The sequence below is a fragment of the Sporosarcina sp. A2 genome (assembly GCF_050858885.1).
Lineage (GTDB): Bacteria > Bacillota > Bacilli > Bacillales_A > Planococcaceae > Sporosarcina.
In genome coordinates, this window is the sequence record NZ_CP193898.1 from 206,214 (window position 1) to 224,663 (window position 18,450).

Sequence of the window (18,450 nt, forward strand, 5' to 3'; positions counted from 1 at the left end):
TGGCTGAATCTAGCCATCCTTTTTAGATGGTAGGTGAAGTAAATGGGACACAGTCAAATGAAGCTGTATCTAATCGGATTGTTTTGTGTGATTGCGTGGGGGAGTAACTTTGTTTTCGGCTCGATTTTAGTGAAACAATTTAATCCCGAAATCATCGCCGTTATGCGGTTGATATTCATATTAATGTTTCTATACACAGTGACTCGACGACAAGTTCGAGGGGTTCGACTAAGTAAGAGAGATTGGTTGTTACTTGCAGTAGGCGGGCTAATAGGTGTCTCTTTTAACCAATGGAGTTTTTATGCAAGTCTACAATACACAGATCCCGTAACGGCGTCGCTTATTCTGGCTCTATCTCCGATTGTGACGGTTTCCCTTTCCGTTTTTTATTTTAAAGAGAAGCGGCGACTAGCTTTTTGGGGTGGAGCAGTGATCGGCCTTTGTGGAGTATGGCTTGTTATTACGAAAGGAACTTTCTTCGTCCCTTCCATTGGACGTGGTGAGCTGCTGATTGCGGGAACAATGGTATCGTTTTCCGTGCTCCTCCTCCTAGTCCAACATATGTCGAAAACGATGAATGTCGGGGTAATCACGTGGTACACGAATCTCTTCGGCTTGATTGGCTTATTGCCATTTGTCTCGTGGAAGGCAGTTCCCTCAGCTATGAACGTGGATTGGACGTATTGGCTTTTATTGGTTGTTACTGCGATTGTGATGCATGGCTTGTGTACATATTTGTGGAATGGAGTCATCCATGAAGCGGGTGCTTCCAACATTTCGTTGTTGCTGAACCTGGAACCGTTCATCGCGATGATTTTTAGTTGTATTATTTTGCAACATATCATTAGCGTGCCGCAATTACTTGGAGGATTCATCATCATAACAGGGATTATCGTTTCGTTACGAAACCAACAAGTCCAAACGATTCCTAAAGAAAGTTCAGATGCATAATTGTAGCGCGGATGATTACTAGAGAGTGTAGTTCAGATTTCAATAAAGATAAATAGAAGAAGGAAGAACGTACACAAGTGCACGTCCCATAACTAGTAAGGACCTACCCTGCAAGCAATGAGGGTAGGTCTTTGTGATAGTAATGAAAAGGTAGTTCTGTGAAATATGTAGTGACTTTAGACTGATTACTCTCTATAATTACTGATTGGGATGATTTGTATGTTTCTCTATATAGAATAATGACAAGTTGTGAAAAGGGGATTTACGTTGATATGAGAAAGAAGATTAAATTTAAAAGTATTGGGTCTCGCCTGTATTGGGCATTTGGGGTTGTTATGATCCTAGTACTGGGATTGGGATTTTTTACGTTGAATTCGGTTCAGCGTGTGAACGAGAAAACTAAGGAAATCATAAATGTGGATTCGAAATTGCTAGCTGCGGATTTAAAGTTAGCAAATGCGATGACTAGTCGTATGTCTGCAGTGCGTGCTTATGTGTTATTTGGAGATCCTCAATATAAAGAAGAATTCGAGACTTTAACAGATTACGCCATCAATCTCGAAGAAGAAGCGAAGAAATTAGGCGGAAATTACGGGGACTTAATTGAACAAACAGCGAATTGGAACCAATCGCTTTCAACGGGTGTTATAGATATGTACGACCAAAACCGTAAAGAGCGTGCGATTAAGAACCTGGAGGACTTAACAGCAGAAGGGACGGAATTGATTGCTGAATTCCATAGAGTCGCTGCCAAACGTGATAAAACAACGTCTGATCATGGTGAAGAAATTATCTATAGCGGAAGAATGACGTTGAGATGGGTTTTGGCAGTATCGCTTATTACATTGATTGTCAGCGGGGCAGTATCAGTTGTTACAAATAACGACATCACTAAACCGTTAGTACAAGTGAGAAACCGAATGAAGATGTTGGCAGATGGAGATCTAAGCCAGGAACCTTTAGAAGTAATGTCGGGTGATGAAGCGGGACAACTTGCTGAAGCAATGAACGAAATGAGTGAGAACACACGACGGATACTATTGCGTATCAATGAGGTTTCTTCATCAGTATCTGCACATAGTGAAGAACTAACACAGTCGTCGATGGAAGTGAATCAGGCTTCTGCGCAAATTGCAATTACTATGCAAGAATTAACATCAGGCATCGAAAGTGAAGCGAATACTGCAACTGAACTAGCAATGGCGATGGATCGGTTTGTTGAAAAAGTGGAGAATGCGAACAAACGCGGCGAAGGAATTCATACAACGTCTGAAAATGTACTTGAGCAGACGAATAACGGATCGAAACTGATGGAGACTTCAACGGCGCAAATGCAACGCATTGATGCGATCGTGTCAGAAGCCGTTGTGAAAATTAAAGGGCTAGATGTCCAGTCGCAAGAGATTTCTAAACTAGTAGTTGTAATAAAAGAAATTGCCAATCAGACGAATCTCTTAGCTTTGAACGCAGCGATTGAAGCAGCACGTGCCGGTGAGCATGGTAAAGGGTTTGCTGTGGTCGCTGAAGAAGTACGGAAACTAGCTGAACAAGTAGCCGTATCTGTGACAGATATTACAGGGATAGTCGGGACAATCCAAAACGAATCTAGTAGCGTTGCATCGTCTCTTGAATCGGGGTACGTAGAGGTGGAAAGAGGGACAGCGCAACTTCATACTACGCGTGAAACGTTTGCTGAAATTAGTGATAGCGTAAAGCAGATGACAGAAGGTATTAGCGTGATTTCTGAAAATCTATCCGAAATTGCAGCTGGCAGCGAAGAAATGAGCGAGTCAGTTGAAGAAATCGCAGCTATTTCTGAAGAGTCTGCGGCAGGAGTTCAAGAAACAGCAGCGGCTTCGGAACAGACGAGTAGTTCAATGGAAGAAGTAGCAGGAAGTTCTGCACAACTTGCACAACTTGCTCAACACATGAATGAGTTAGTGAGCGAATTCAAATTATAAAATACAGGGTTTCATTCAGGTAACTAGATTAAGTCTAAAGCAACTTCCTTGAGTTTAGGGGAGTTGCTTTTTTGTTCGGAAATAGGTCGTTGTTAATACTCGAACCTATGCAATGGGTAAGGCAATTAGTAGGGAGCTAGTTTAAATTAAGTAAGAATGTGGGTAATTAAGCCTGACTAAAGAAAAAAATAAATAATTCAAGAAAAATAGTGACTTTAGACATGCAGGGAGCTATAATTACAAATGGAATTCATACAAAAGAAATAGAACTATTAGGTTCTTAAGAATCATAAGAAGGAGCGACACATGGGGAATAACAAGGGTTTTAAAAGTGTTAAGAGTAGATTGCTAGGAGCATTTGGCGTTGTAGTAGTACTTGTCATGGCATTAGGTATATATACGATAGTTTCGGTTAATATCGTGAATAAAAAGACACAAGAGATTGTTGAGACAGATACGCAGTTAATGGCAATTGACTTAAAGCTTGCTAATACGATGGCAGGTAGAATGTCTGCAGTACGTGCCTATGTATTGTTTGGAGATGAAGCCTATAAAGAGGAATTCTTCACATTGACGAAAGCGGGTAAGGAGCTCCAAGCCCAAGCTGAAAAGTTAGGTGCATCTGATGAATTTGGTGAATTGGTCGATCAAATGATTAACTGGCGAAAAAAGTTAACGACCGATGTAATCGAAGTGTATGACGCGAATCGGAAAGAGCGCGCAGCCAAAAACTTGGACGAGTTATCTATTGAAGGTAATGAATTGATTGCCAAGTATCATCAAATAGCAGATAAGCGAGAAAAACTAACACATACCCATGGAAAAGAAATCATTTCAAGCGGCCAAGAAACACTTACTTGGATTTCAATTGTGTTGTTGTTAGTCTTACTAATTAGTATTGGTTCTGCGGTGTTTACTGCTAGTATCATTACGAAACCTATCAAGAGAGTAATGGAACGCATGAAGTTGATTGCTGAAGGTGATTTAAGCCACGAACCACTTGCCGTCACTTCTCGGGATGAACTCGGTCAGCTAGCTGCTGCTACGAATGAAATGAGTGAACACACGCGTGAAATGCTCAATAGCATTCATGAGGTTTCTTCATCAGTTTCAGCACACAGTGAAGAGTTAACTCAATCATCAACGGAAGTGAATGCAGCATCACAACAAATCGCAGTGACGATGCAGGAGTTAACTTCGGGAATTGAAAGTGAAGCGAATACTGCAACAGATTTAGCGATGATGATGGAACGCTTTGTGGAACGTGTTGAGGATGCGAACCTACGAGGCGAAGCTATTCAGCAGACGTCTAAAAACGTATTAGATCAGACAGCGACAGGTTCTCAGTTGATGGCTACGTCTACTGATCAAATGCAGCGAATTGACGTGATTGTTCAGGAAGCCGTTAACAAAATTAAAGGGTTAGACGTTCAATCTCAAGAGATTTCGAAACTTGTAGTAGTAATTAAAGATATCGCTGGCCAGACGAATTTGTTGGCGTTGAATGCGGCAATTGAAGCCGCCCGAGCTGGTGAGCACGGTAAAGGATTTGCGGTTGTTGCAGAAGAAGTTCGCAAACTTGCTGAACAAGTCGCAGTATCTGTGACGGATATTACGGGAATTGTCGGTACGATTCAGCAAGAGTCAAGCAGCGTCGCGGAATCCCTAGAGTCAGGTTACCAAGAAGTAGAAAAGGGGACAGCACAACTTAAGATGACCCGTGAAACGTTTGCTGAAATTACGGATGCAGTCAACAACATGACTACAGATATAGGCGTAATTTCTCAAAACCTCGAAGAGATTGCAGCAGGTAGTGAAGAAATGAGCGAATCTGTAGAAGAAATCGCTGCAATTTCTGAACAGTCTGCTGCGGGTGTTCAGGAAACTGCTGCGGCTTCACAACAGACTAGTAGTTCAATGGAAGAAGTGGCGGGCAGTTCTGCACAACTTGCTAACCTTGCTGAAAAATTGAATGCATTAGTACAAGAATTTAAGTTATAAGTAGAAAATTTTATGTGTTAAGCTCATCTGCTGAAAAGCGGGTGGGCTTTTTGCGTTGCGTGTCGTTATTCAATCAGATGTGTGGAAGTGTACGACACTATAAGTCGGTTGTCGGTAAAATCAGCGTGATTGTCTATCACATAGGCTCATTTCTCCGACACAACGAGTAGTTTCTTAGTAATTAGACTAGTTCTAATGTCTTTGAAGACTTTTATTGGAAGCGCTACGTGCGTTTAAGGCATATTGAGTGGTTTTGCTGACACGAATCGATGCAAAAAATATAGGGATTGCGTAAAGGCGTTGTAGACTTATCCCACACAAAAACGACATCTCGCATAGGCGAAATGTCGTTTTTGTTAGTCCTCGAGTTTTCGAGGAACAAGGTCGAATATTTTTTGGTCTTCAAACGCATCGGTGAGGCGATCGAGCCAATCGTAATATTCACGGATGTACAGTAGTTTTTCAATATCTGTATCGATAACTGCGAGGAGTTCTTCAGTTACGTCGTCAGCTTTTTTTAGTTCTTGTAATTCAGCCAGAGATTTGCGGATAGCGGCCGTATGTAAGGACACGGCTCGTCTCCATTTGACTGTGAACATATCTACGAAGATTTGGTACCAGTCGTCTTTCACTTCATATAAGTCTTTGCGGACACCGCGTTCCCATACGCGCTCAACGAGTTTAGCTTCAGAAAGGGTACGAATGGAAGTACTCATACTCGTTTTACTCATTCCGAGCTCTGCGGACATATCATCTAACGTCAGTGGACGATTTTCAAAAAACATCATTCCGAACTGTCTCCCTGCTGAGGGTGGAAGTCCGTAGAGATGGATGTTTTGGGCGATCGATTCAGTGATTCGTTTACGGGATTTTTCTAGTTTTTCGTACGCATCCGGCATGGATGATCCTCCTTGTGATGAACGTTTTTTCATCAGTCTTTGAACACTTCAGTATAGCTTAGAACAGATGAAATTGAAAAGCAATAAATACGTACAGAAAAAACTGTACGTACGATATGTAAAGTAAATCGTTTGTATTACAAACAGATTACAGCTATACTATGAAACATCTTAAAGATTGAATCGGGGGGTTCGTATGGAAGAGGCAGTAGTAAAAAAGAAAATAGAAGTGAAAAACGCGTCTAAAATCTTCGGTAAATCTAGTAAACGCGCGGCTCAGCTTCTTAAAGAAGGTAAAACGAAAAAAGAGATATTGAAAGAAACGGGTGCGACTGTTGGCGTCAATAACGCTGCATTCGATGTACTCGATGGTGAAATATTTGTCATCATGGGTCTTTCCGGAAGCGGGAAGTCGACTCTAGTACGCCTATTGAATCGTTTGATCGATCCGACATCAGGCCAGATTTTGTTGGACGGGGAAGATATTGTGAAGATGAATAAAGAACAACTTCGCAACGTCCGTCGAAAGAAAATCGGAATGGTGTTCCAGAACTTTGCATTGTTTCCGCATCGTACGATTTTGGAGAATACGGAGTACGGACTTGAGATTCAAGGGATTGCAAAAGAAGGACGCAAGAACCAAGCGATCGAATCATTGCGTCTCGTTGGACTAGCAGGCTATGAAGCTCAATATCCGGGGCAGCTAAGTGGTGGTATGCAGCAGCGTGTCGGGCTAGCTCGTGCGCTTGCAAATAATCCTGACATTTTACTGATGGATGAGGCGTTCAGTGCACTCGATCCATTGATTCGTAAAGATATGCAGGACGAATTACTTCAGTTGCATGAAGATATGGGCAAGACGATTATCTTCATTACCCACGACTTGGATGAAGCACTCCGTATTGGCGATCGAATCGCTCTCATGAAAGATGGGGAAATCGTGCAAATCGGTTCTCCGGAAGAGATTTTAATGAATCCATCAAATGACTACGTTGAGCGTTTCGTTGAAGACGTTGACTTGTCGAAAGTGTTGACGGCGAATCACATTATGAAGCATGCCGATACAGTACAGATTGATAGAGGCCCGCGAGTTGCACTTCGCTTAATGGAAAGTCTTCGGATTTCATCGATTTATGTAGTCGATAAAGGCGGAAGATTGATGGGTGCACTTACTGCGCAAGATGCGGTTATGGCGGCTGAGAAGAATCTCAGAATCGAGGACGTTTTGATTAAGGATGTCATTACGGCAACTGGCGATAGTGTGCTCACCGAACTCTTTGATATCGTTTCGACAGCGACGATTCCGGTTGCAGTCGTAGACGAAAAGAACCGTTTGAAAGGTATCATCATTCGCGGTGCAATGATTGGTGCGCTTGCTGGTAACAATCAATTCATCAACGAAAATGGCGAGATTTTAGAGGACGTAGCGGAGGTGACTGCACATGAATGAGTTATTACCACGCTTACCGTTCGCGGATTGGATCGACATTGGGGTGGATTGGCTAGTAGATTCGTTCGGACCCGTATTTGACGGGATTGCCACAGTACTCGAAACGACCGTTGAAACGTTTGTCGACATCATGGATTTCCCACCATCGATTCTACTCGCAGTAATTTTTGCACTACTTGCATGGTGGTTCTCGACCAAGAAGATTGCGCTCTTCACATTGATTGGCTTTCTCTTCATTGACTACTTAGGGTATTGGTATCCAATGCTACAAATGCTCGCGCTCGTTCTGACTTCGGTCGCAATCGCCATAATTATAGGTGTGCCGATAGGGATTTGGATGTCGCAGCAATTGATGGCGCGCCGAATCATCACACCAATTTTGGACTTGATGCAGACGATGCCAGCGTTCGTGTATTTAATCCCGGCAATTTTCTTCTTCAATATCGGTGTTGTACCAGGACTTGTCGCATCCATTATTTTCGCGATGCCACCGACAATTCGGTTAACGATGCTTGGCATTGAGCAAGTTCCGAAAGATTTGATCGAAGCGACAGAAGCATTCGGTTCAACCACTATGCAACGTTTATTGAAAGTACAAATTCCGTTAGCAAAGCCAAACATCATGGCGGGTGTGAACCAAAGTATCATGCTTTCGCTATCGATGGTTGTTATCGCATCGATGGTTGGTGCGCCAGGACTTGGTACGAAAGTGTATCAGGCCGTGACGCAATTGAAAACAGGTGTAGGCGTTGAAACGGGTGTTGCAATTGTACTCGTTGCAATCATTCTAGACCGCATTACCCAGCACGCTGGAAGAACAAAACAAGGGGGAAAAGAATTATGAATTGGACGAAAAAACTAGCAGGAATTAGTGCAGTATCACTATTAGCGCTGGGACTTGCAGCATGTGGTGACGATGATGCAAACAAGGATGGGAATGCTTCGGATAAAACAGCTGGAGAGATGGTGGATTACAAAATCACAGGAATTGACCCAGGTGCTGGAATCATGGAAGCAACAGATCGCGCTATCGAAGATTACAAACTAGATAAGTGGGAACTGACGACTGGATCAGGCGCTGCAATGACAGCTGCCTTGAAAAAGGCGTATGATAAAGAAGAGCCGATTATTATTACTGGCTGGTCTCCACACTGGATGTTTACGAAGTTCGATTTGAAATACTTAGATGATCCTAAAGGTTCGTATGGTGGAGCTGAAGAGATCCATACAATCGGTAGCCTCGATCTAGCGAAAGACAAGCCTGAAGCACACCAGATTCTTCAGAATTTCAAATGGGATGAAGAAGATATGGGTGAAATCATGGTAGCGATTATCGATGGTGAAGACCCTGCGGATGCAGCTCAAGCTTGGATTGATAAGAATGAAGACAAAGTAGCTGCATGGACTGAAGGCGTTGATAAAGTCGACGGCGACGAGTTCTCATTCGTATATGTTGCTTGGGATAGTACGGTAGCAAGCACAAATGTGATGGCTAAAGTATTAGAAGAGCAAGGGTACAAAGTGAAAATGTCACAAGTAGAAGCGGGTCCAATGTGGACTGCTGTTGCGGATGGCAGTGCAGACGCGTTGCTTGCAGGATGGTTGCCAGTGACTCACAAAACTTATGCGGAGAAATACGATGGCAAGTTTGAAGATGTAGGTACAAGTATGGAAGGCGTTAAGATTGGTTTAACAGTTCCTTCATATATGGACATCGACTCCATTGAAGATTTGAAAGAGTAATTTGAATAGGAATCCCCCACTGGCCAAGTTGCTTGGCTAGTGGGGGATTTTTTTGTATTCGATCAGTTGTGTAGGTTTGTCGGACGCTTGGCAGAGGTTGTTTATCAAATGAAGGGGGTTCTCCATCACACAACGATATTACTCCGACACATAGCGGAGTTTCTCGATAACGGGACACAATTCAACTGCGTTAAGGGAGTAATTGGTAGCGCTGCGCTTGTTGAAGGATGGGGAATCCGGTTATGTGAGAGCGAAGGGGCTTGAGCGAGTTCTCTATCAAAAATGTAGCAATGTCCGACATTGGGAGCGGAATGTTCATCAGATGAAGGGGATTCTCCATCACACAACGATATTACTCCGACACATAGCAGAGTTTCTCGATAACGGGACACAATTCAACTGCGTTAAGTGAGTAATTGGTAGCGCTGCGCTTGTTGAGGGAAGGTAAATCCGGTTATTTGAGAGCGATTGTGCTTGAGCGAGTTCTCCATCACAAGTGTCAAAATGTCCGACATTGGGAGTGGTTTGTTCATCAAATGAAGAGTGTTCTCCCTCACACAACGATATTTCTCGGACACATAGCGGAGTTTCTCGATAACGGGACACAATTCAATTAAGAGAAGGCCACAAAAAAACACTCTTATGAGAGTGTTTTGTTCATTATTACGTTATTTAACATAACCTCTGTTTTTTGTTGCGCCTACTGGGGTTAGCTTCATGTTGAGAAGCGTTCGTCGAGTGAATTGTGAGCATTGTACGCGACAAAATCTTCTGCATTCAGCGTTGGTCAAGGGTCCTTCGAATAAAAGAAACCACTCTTGTATGGAGCGCTGATGGGCTGTTGTTGATCGGGTTTTACAACGCGGGCAATTCCAAAATCGACCACTTTTTATCATGCCGACTAGGTTACAAGAAGGACAAGCAACACCGGTTAAAAAGTTATCTGGGTCAATCGAGTACGTCGAAGCTATAGGTTTAGGTGAAAAAGGTCGATGCTGTTTAACGAGTAGTTTCGATAGATTTTCAAATTCTTCACAGGAAAGCAGAGGCTGACCTTTGTAAAGTGATCTTACATATTGAGGGATTATACTTGGAAAAAGGACATGGACGTCAGTTTTGAAAATCGATAATCTTTGTTTTGGGTATGCTAACACCACACAACCTATGACAGGAAGAGTAATATTTTGGAGAGTCAACCAATCTTCGAATAATTGACAGGTATTAGTTAGTTGAGCGATCGGGCTTGGGAATCCGGAAAATTGACCGTTTTCAGCGATCCGCAGGAGCTGTGGGGGGTTCTCTGTTATAGAGAGTTCACCTGCGATATTTTTCACTTCGCAAATCAATGCGAATTCAGGAGTGAGAATCAGTGTGTCAATCTGGAAGAGAGTGCTAGAGGATAATGACACATCATTTAAAATATGGGTCGGCATAGGAAACCTATAATTTCTTAGAACTCTGTCCAGTTCTTGTTCGCCCCCATACCCCGCTTTAATAGATGCTATGCGCTGTTTTAGTTTATCGTGCTCAGGATGGATTTCAGGTAATCTTTTTAATGCAACTGTTAGCCCATCAAGAGCGGCTGGGATAGAACGTTCTTTATATATTATCGTAAGTCACTTCCTTTCATAGAGTTAGATTATATATTATCACATTATTCGGATTAATAATATTGTAATTGGTAAAGTGTTTGTGATGCAGCATGTAGCGTGTTCGCCACTAAAAGTCTCAAATTGTCTTACAAAATGAGTGAGTTGTTCATCAAGCCTAGTAGATTCTCCATCACACAACGATATTTCTCCGACACATAGCAGAGTTTCTAGATAACGGGACACAATTCAACTGCGTTAAGGGGTTAATTGGTAGGGCTGCGCTTGTTGTTGGAAGGGAACCCCGGTTATGTGAGAGCGAAGGGGCTTGAGCAAGTTCTCCATCACACAACGATATTACTCCGACACATAGCGGAGTTTCTCGATAACGGGACACAATTTAACTGCGTTAAGGGAGTAATTGGTAGCGCTGCGCTTGTCGATGGAAACCCAGTATACTTTACTACAGAATTTTCTGTTAAAACGTCTTGCGTTCAGCTGAACCGAGTGGTACAATCGACATCTGTTAAAAATTTCCCCTTAGATATTCCGGAAACGACAGGACAAATTCTAGGAAAGCGGAGGATCTGTACATGCAGAGACACCCTGATTTTGAGTTTGAGGCTGAGCGTCTGGACTACACGGTACATTACATGCGACGACTTTTGGAAGAGTCGCAGCGTGATGTCGACGCCTCTCAAGAACAGATTCGTCACGCGATGGCGGATCTAGATTATTTAGATTCCAGTATGAGTTACATTAATATCCTCACCAACACACGGTTTTTCGAAATGGCGCGGTCCCAGAAAGAGACGTTTGAAGCCATCCAGAAGAAACCGTATTTTGCGCGCATCCATTTTCAACCGGATGCGGAAAAAGACCAATTTCTGTATATCGGAAAGACTTCTGTGTTTCACCAAGAGACGCAAGAACCGATCATCGTCGATTGGCGATCGCCAGTTGCAAATGTGTATTACGACGGGCGTTTAGGTGATATGACGTATGATGTCCGTGGTGAGGAAGTGAGCGGTCACCTGCATTCGAAGCGGCAATATCAGATTGACGATGGCAAACTTCTTGATGTCCGAGACATTGACTTGACAACGAATGATGAGTTGTTGCAAGAAGCCCTTGCTGGCAAAGCGGATGTCCGATTGACGGAAATTATCTCGACTATCCAGTCGGAGCAAAATGACATTATACGCGCGAGTCTAAGGAAGCCAATTATCGTGCAAGGAGCAGCAGGAAGTGGTAAGACGACGATTGCGTTACATCGTATTTCCTACTTCCTTTATACAAAAGGAACCGATTTCCCGGCTGAAAAGCTTATGATTCTTGCGCCGAGTAAGTTGTTCATGGACTATATTGGGGACGTGCTTCCCGAGCTCGGCGTCGGGAGTATTTGCCAAACTACATTTGAAGAATATGTGCTCAATGCAACCGGTCTGAAGTTAAAACTGACCGACACCAATGCAAAATTGGAGCGGTTGGCGTCATCGGATTCATTGGATGAAACAACAATTGCGATTGCTCGTATGAAAGGCTCTGAGGAGTATCGTACGATTATGGAACGATACGTGCATAGGCTCGAGCAGCAAACAGTTGCACTGTTTGAAGATGTTTTTATCGATAGTTATCGAATTATGAGTGCGAAGCGATTGCGCAAGTTATTCCTGGAGGATTTCGGTTATTTACCGATTGAAAAGCGGCTAGAGCGAATTCGACTAATCATGAAAACAGAAGTCACTCGAAAGAGAAAGCAACTGTATCAGTTGTTATCGGATAAATATGAAGCCGCGCTCGACAAAGCGTTATATGGCATTCGTGATGATGAGAAGCGCAGGGCACGGATTACAAGAATTATGGACGAGCGGGATGAGCGACTTCCCAAGATAGAAAAGGAAGGGAAGCAGAAAGTTGCTTCTTATATGAAGCGTTTCAAAAAGTTCAACGTCAAGCAACTGTATCGAAGTTGGTTGACGGATGCTGACTTACAGACAGAAATCGCACCGGAATGGACAGAAGCGTTCAAGGTTTCATTCCAAAAAGCGCATGTGAAAAACTCATGGGAAACAGAGGATTTGGCCGCGCTTTATGACTTGCATGTAAAGCTGAAGGGACTTGGAAGTGAATGGAAGATGCGTGTGGTTTTCATTGATGAAGCGCAGGATTACAGTGAATATCAGCTAGCTGCCTTACATGACGGATTGGAGACGGACTTGTTCACGCTGGTCGGTGACTTGGCGCAAGGAATCCATAGTTACCGCGCGTTAACGTCGTGGGATCCAGTACGGAAAATGCTTCCCACTGCTACGTATACCACCCTTCAGAAGAGTTACCGTACGACGATTGAAATCATGAATTTGGCGAATAGAGTCCTCGCGCAAATGGAGGAGGATTTACCGCTCGTCGAACCGGTCGTGCGGCATGGAATCGAGCCTGTTTTTCATGAGATGGGGCAGCTGGATGTTCTTAAAGTGAAAGAAGTCTATGAAACAATCCGGTCGCGTGGCCATCTGTCTGTTGCATTGATTTGTAAGACGAATGCAGAGGCGAAACGAATTTTTAAGGTGTTGTCGGAGGACGGAATGGCGGTCCAATTGCTTGATGATCAAAGCGATATCGACGACTCTTGTATGCTCATTGTGCCAAGTGTTCTATCGAAAGGATTGGAATTCGACGCTGTCATAGTGGCGGCATTTACGGATGCGTTCAGGGATACGCCGATTGACCGCAAGTTGCTGTATGTCGCGATGACGCGGCCGATGCATGAATTGCATATGTTGGGCAACGCTGCGACGGCTATTTTAGAAGAATAATATTGAGGATTCCGCAAGCGACTACGTGTCGCTTGCGGAATTTTTTGTGTGCAATTGTTGCGAATCAGAAGAATGTTACCTGTTTTCGGAAGTGTGCATGGCTGAATCGGCAACATCCACGCATGTATTGGCAGGATTGAGCGTAGAATTGGCTACATCGGAGAAGTTATGGGCATCAGCCTACAATTCAACCACGTGAAGGGCTTAATTTGTAGCGCTTCGCTTGTTTAGAGAAGAATGCTAGTGCTTTCTTTGAAAAATGTGTTGAAATTTGTTGTAATAGAGAAAGGAAATTGTCTGTATAATTTGTGCGTAGCTGAAGTATGCGAGGCGGGCAAATGAAGACAGTAGGAGCAAATGAGTTTTAAACAGAACGACTTAAGGAATAGACTAAGTAGTGATGTCTGTCTAAAAGAGGGGTGTACAAGTGGGACGACAGAAAAAGTTTGGGAAGATGAGTATTGTGGTGCTCGTTACATATCTCGCCATGATTGTGATGAATTACTTGGCGAATGCACTGCCGCTAAATGGGATGACGACGGGGGAAGTGTCGGATTCCTATAGCAATCTATTTGCACCAGCTGGATATACATTTGCGATTTGGGGACTTATTTATGTGTTGCTTGCGTTTCATGTAATTTACCAAGTCGGTTTTTTCAGATCAGGTGAGCGTTCGGAAGTGACGCAGCTCGTTCGAAAAATCGCAGTGTATTTTTCTCTTTCATCTGTGGCAAATGCGCTGTGGATTATAACTTGGCATTATGGAAAGCTTGAGTTATCTATTGTGTTGATGCTAATTATATTGGTTAGCCTAATCATTATTAACGGAATGACGGTGAAAGCCAATCTGTCGTTCAAGGAGAAGTTTTTCATCCGACTACCATTTAGTATTTATTTCGGATGGATCACAGTTGCGACCATCGCGAATATCACCGCGTATTTAGTGTCAATTGATTGGAATGGTTTTGGACTATCCGATTCCACTTGGACAGTGATCATACTCCTTGTTGGAACGGCAATCGGTATTGCTACATTGTTGAAAAATTGGATTGCGTCATATGGATTTGTCCTCATTTGGGCGTATATTGGAATTTATAATAAACATGTATCACCTGAAGGATGGAATAATGCGTATCCTGGGGTAGTCATGACTGTATCGCTCTGTATTCTATTACTCGCTATTCTTAGTTTATGGGTTCTAGTTAAACGGCCGAAAAAACGTGTGCAATATGGAAAGCGATAAGGATTAAAACGATGAAATTTCCTTTTAATGTGTTTTATTGACATGGCTATTACTAAAAGAACATGCAGAAAACTACAAGAGAGTGTGCATGAAAATTATTAAGCCCTAGAAATGTTATTATTTCTAGGGCTTTTTATTGTCCAGTTAAAGGGTCTAATGAATTACTGATTCGTGTCGAAACTTACGGAAGGTATTACTATATTACGTTGTTTGATATATTAAGTAGTGGTAGTATAGTCATATAAAAGCTGTTCGAGGGAGAATACATACATTGAAGATTAAAATTCTGGTGATTTGCTTAAGTGCATTTCTAGTCATTACTCTGCCAGTACAGGCCAAGGGTGCGTCCTTTAGTGATGTTTCTAAAACGCACTGGGCCCATGATGAGATACGTTTTTTAACTGATAAAAAAGTTATCAAAGGTTACTCCAACGGACAATTTAAACCGACAAACATCTTATCGAGAAAAGATGCTTCTGTCATGATTGTTCGTGCTATGAATCTACCGCCAACTTCTGCACCCACTGTTCGACCGTCAGACCTGAAAGCCTCGATGGGAGGTTACCAGGAAATGATGACCGTTGCGAATAGAGGGATGTTAACAATTTCAGGGAATCGTTTTAAACCTGACTCTTCGCTTACAAGAGAGGAGATGTCGAAAGCCCTCGTGATTGCTTATAATTACAAAGGAAAGAACAAATCCTCATTTAAAGATGTCCCATCTTCTAATTCCTATTATAAATATGTAGACGCACTTGCGGAAAATGGAATTACAACAGGATATGCCGATAAGACATTTAAGCCAACCGTTTCAGTAAATCGCGCTCAATTTTCAACATTCTTAAAGAGAGTTTACGATCGACCCTTGTCTTACAGCGTTAAAAAGAACGGTAAAACTTTAGCGAGCTTTACAGCAGAAAACGAAGCGATAACTTACGCAGTGAAACAAACCGGTGCCACTGTTCACCCTAATAGTAATTCACTAATGAAGTATAACCAACAGCCAGCAGCCATGACTGACACCGGAATAAAAAGCGGAGCACTTATATACAGTGGACTCGAAAAAACAGCATTTGACGAGCAGTTTTATAAGCCATACTTAACGGATGGTAATCGAGCCTATTTTGATACATTTGTAGTAGTGGCACGACAATATCCTGGAGGAGAATTCCAAGAAACGGCTAAAAACAAAGCGGATTATAGCGATTGGAAATGGTATTCCGATAAACTATTCTCTGCTACCGGCCCTCTAAAGCCGTTAAACGCGGCTGCTTTGGAAGAAAATAGAACTGCCTCAGTCTATATAGGGATACCGTATCCAAAACGAACAGGGGCAATTAAGGATTTAACTGGTAAAAACATCACAAATACATTAAGCGCGCGTACACAATTAGTTAACTGGTATATAAGCGAGATTGAAAGCAAATGGAAGCAAGCGAAGTATGAAAATATCAATTTAAAAGGATACTATTGGATCAACGAAACTGTTATCCATGCAGAAGATGAACAGCTGGTAACAGATACTTCCTCAGTAATCCATAAACGTGGTAGAAAGTTCATCTATGCTCCACATGCGCGCACAACGAATTTTGAAAACTGGAAGTACTATGGGTTTGATGGTGCGTATTTGCAACCGAATACGTTCCGTTTACAACTAGGTGATCCAGCAGCTAGATTGCATAAAGCCTTTTTAGAAGCTCAGATTAAAGGAAGTGGAATCACACTGGAAATTGATAATTATTCTCCACACCAAATAGATGTCGGTGTGAAAAATTTTCACACGTATTTGGAGTTTGCGGAAATGTATGGTCTAAAAGGAAAAAGCTTTTTACTTTATCAGCAAACCGAAATGGTATATAGAATGAGCACGTGGAAACCGGTATCTTATAAAAATGCGTATACGGAATTGGGGGACTTCATGAACTAAAAGAAATTCTGTGAAAATTCACGTTGGATTAGTAAAATAATGGTGTATACTTAATTATTAGTAGTAATGGAAAGTATTACTTAAGTTAATTACTGGAGGTTTTTTAAGGATGAAAAGAATTGTAACACTGTTTATGGTTTTGACGGTGTTCTCTATGTTTCTGTTTACAAACGCCAAAAATACACAAGCTGCTTTGTTTAAAGACGTTCCACATACATACTGGGCATACGAGGATATTGGTTTTATTTCTTCTCATGGCGTAGTGAATGGATATACGGACGGAACTTTTAGAGCTGGAGTAGGAATTACAAGAAAAGATGCTGCAATCATGATGACAAGAGCAATTGATGCACCTTCTATATTACAAACTCCTATTGAGTTGGAAGACATAAACCCGAACTCTCCAGGGTATTCACAAATAGTGACCGCAGTGGAGAAGGAGTGGTTAAGCTTACGAGACAACAAGTTTGAACCATACGCACTTCTAACTCGGGATGAAATGTCCAAAATGATTGCAACAGCTTATGACTATAATGGAAAAGGTCGTTCCTCATTCAGCGATGTACTTGAGTCTGATGAATATTATTCATATATTGATGCAATTGCGTATCATGATGTGACTACCGGTTATAAGGATGGTACATTCCGGCCGGAGGAATTTGTAACACGTGCACAGTTCAGTGCTTTCATAGCGCGTGTTTACTCGAAACCTGTTGCATACGAAGTGAAGAGTCAAGGTGAAGTAGTCGCGACAGAAACGTCAGTTGAAGATGCACTCGAAATGGTGAATTCTTATCCTGGAGGAACGATTCATCCTAAGAGTAATAAGTTTGTAGAGTATGCTCAAACGATTGGGTCTGCTGATAAAACGGGATTAAATAGCGGTGTACTTATCTATAATGGTGTGAAAGAAAAAGAAACCTTCACTCCGGAGTTCTTTAACAATTATTTAGCGAGTGATATCGGAGATGGTATCCATAGAGAAATGTTCGATACGTTCGTCATACTCGGATTACGTTACAATGCTGAAGGGAATATGTTTACTGATAGTACATCGAATCATGCAAACTATGAAGATTGGCAAAACTATATGGATAGAACATTTTCTCCAGATGGAGCCCTTCGTAATTTAGATAGTGCTGCAAAAACTAATGGGCGTGTTGTAGATACTTATATTTCCATTCCATATCCAAAGCGTGATGAGTCCATCCTCTCATTAGATGGAAGAGATCTTGGTACAGGTCTTTATCCGCGTTATGATCTGGCTAGTTGGTATGTAAAAGAGACATTGAAACGTTTTGAGCGTGAAGGCTATAGTAATATTCGACTTAAAGGGTTTTATTGGGTGAGTGAAACTGTTCGGACAAGTGAAGACGAAATTCTTATTTCTTCCATCTCAAGTATGTTGAAACCGCATAAAAAGTATTTTATTTATTCACCACACGCACTTTCTACAAACTTTCATAAGTGGAGAGAGTACGGATTTGACGGTGCTTTCCTACAACCGAATGCGTTTAGGACAAGTATTAAGAATAAAGAGGAGCGTCTCCATCAAGCATTTTTGAATGCCCAAATCTATGGCACAGGTATAACAATTGAAATAGATTCTTATGGAATGGGACAAGTGGCGTCAAATGAAGGTGTCGAGGCTTTTGACTTGTACATGGATTTTGCAAAAAGATATGGATTAGATGAAAAAGGCATGATGTTTTACCAAGGCGTGAATATGGTAGAACGCATGAATACGTTGGATCATCCTGTTTACAAACAATGGTATAACCAACTAAATACAACATTTTTTAATCCGAAGTAAACGAGGCTCTGCATGTTGTTTTGCATGCAGAGCCTTTTTGAAACTTTTAGATAG

General features: G+C 42.1%; 12 protein-coding genes. 10 read left to right on the forward strand and 2 right to left on the reverse strand.

All coding sequences use genetic code 11. The features are described from left to right. The first annotated feature begins 42 nt into the window (after positions 1–42). From ACRPI0_RS00950 to ACRPI0_RS00960, 3 genes are all read left to right on the forward strand, one after another. On the forward strand, positions 43–951 hold the full coding sequence (locus ACRPI0_RS00950) for a DMT family transporter (RefSeq protein ID WP_432354194.1): 909 nt from the start codon (positions 43–45) through the stop codon (positions 949–951). 272 nt (positions 952–1,223) lie between these two features. Then, the gene (locus ACRPI0_RS00955; RefSeq protein WP_432354196.1) at positions 1,224–2,912 is read left to right on the forward strand and encodes a methyl-accepting chemotaxis protein; all 1,689 of its coding nucleotides are present in this window, start codon (positions 1,224–1,226) and stop codon (positions 2,910–2,912) included. 306 nt (positions 2,913–3,218) lie between these two features. Further along, positions 3,219–4,913, forward strand: coding sequence for a methyl-accepting chemotaxis protein (locus tag ACRPI0_RS00960; protein WP_432354197.1), 1,695 nt, complete (start codon positions 3,219–3,221; stop codon positions 4,911–4,913). A gap of 356 nt (positions 4,914–5,269) precedes the next feature. On the opposite strand, the gene ACRPI0_RS00965 is transcribed toward ACRPI0_RS00960, so the two are convergent. Further along, entirely contained in the window at positions 5,270–5,812 is a 543-nt protein-coding gene (locus tag ACRPI0_RS00965) for a GbsR/MarR family transcriptional regulator (protein ID WP_432354198.1), read from the reverse strand. Positions 5,813–6,008: 196 nt separating this feature from the next. Between ACRPI0_RS00965 and ACRPI0_RS00970 the strand changes: the two genes are divergently transcribed. From ACRPI0_RS00970 to ACRPI0_RS00980, 3 genes are read left to right on the forward strand one after another with little or no spacing between them, the layout of a single operon-like run. Continuing rightward, complete coding sequence (locus ACRPI0_RS00970) at positions 6,009–7,262, forward strand: quaternary amine ABC transporter ATP-binding protein (protein ID WP_432354199.1); 1,254 nt, start codon at positions 6,009–6,011, stop codon at positions 7,260–7,262. Beyond that, positions 7,255–8,106 carry an ABC transporter permease gene (locus ACRPI0_RS00975; protein WP_432354200.1) on the forward strand — a complete coding sequence of 284 codons (852 nt, stop codon included), beginning with the start codon at positions 7,255–7,257 and terminating at the stop codon, positions 8,104–8,106. Before ACRPI0_RS00970 ends, ACRPI0_RS00975 begins: the two co-directional genes overlap by 8 nt. Further along, positions 8,103–9,005: a glycine betaine ABC transporter substrate-binding protein gene (locus ACRPI0_RS00980; RefSeq protein WP_432354201.1), complete on the forward strand. Its 903-nt coding sequence runs from the start codon at positions 8,103–8,105 to the stop codon at positions 9,003–9,005. The genes ACRPI0_RS00975 and ACRPI0_RS00980 overlap by 4 nt, the downstream gene beginning before the upstream one ends. 668 nt (positions 9,006–9,673) lie before the next feature. On the opposite strand, the gene ACRPI0_RS00985 is transcribed toward ACRPI0_RS00980, so the two are convergent. Further along, positions 9,674–10,438, reverse strand: coding sequence for a nuclease-related domain-containing protein (locus tag ACRPI0_RS00985; RefSeq protein WP_432354202.1), 765 nt, complete (start codon positions 10,436–10,438; stop codon positions 9,674–9,676). A gap of 749 nt (positions 10,439–11,187) precedes the next feature. On the opposite strand from ACRPI0_RS00985, the gene helD reads away from it, so the two are divergent. The 4 genes from helD (at position 11,188) to ACRPI0_RS01005 (ending at position 18,396) form a co-directional block, all read left to right on the forward strand. Continuing rightward, complete coding sequence (gene helD, locus ACRPI0_RS00990; protein WP_432354203.1) at positions 11,188–13,413, forward strand: RNA polymerase recycling motor HelD; 2,226 nt, start codon at positions 11,188–11,190, stop codon at positions 13,411–13,413. Between the two features lie 427 nt (positions 13,414–13,840). After that, positions 13,841–14,656, forward strand: a complete 816-nt coding sequence (locus ACRPI0_RS00995; RefSeq protein WP_432354204.1) for a tryptophan-rich sensory protein — start codon at positions 13,841–13,843, stop codon at positions 14,654–14,656. Positions 14,657–14,927: 271 nt separating this feature from the next. Continuing rightward, positions 14,928–16,583: a DUF4855 domain-containing protein gene (locus ACRPI0_RS01000; RefSeq protein WP_432354205.1), complete on the forward strand. Its 1,656-nt coding sequence runs from the start codon at positions 14,928–14,930 to the stop codon at positions 16,581–16,583. 109 nt (positions 16,584–16,692) lie between these two features. Beyond that, positions 16,693–18,396 (forward strand): DUF4855 domain-containing protein, encoded by a 1,704-nt coding sequence (locus tag ACRPI0_RS01005; protein WP_432354206.1) that lies wholly within the window; start codon positions 16,693–16,695, stop codon positions 18,394–18,396. Positions 18,397–18,450 lie beyond the last annotated feature (54 nt).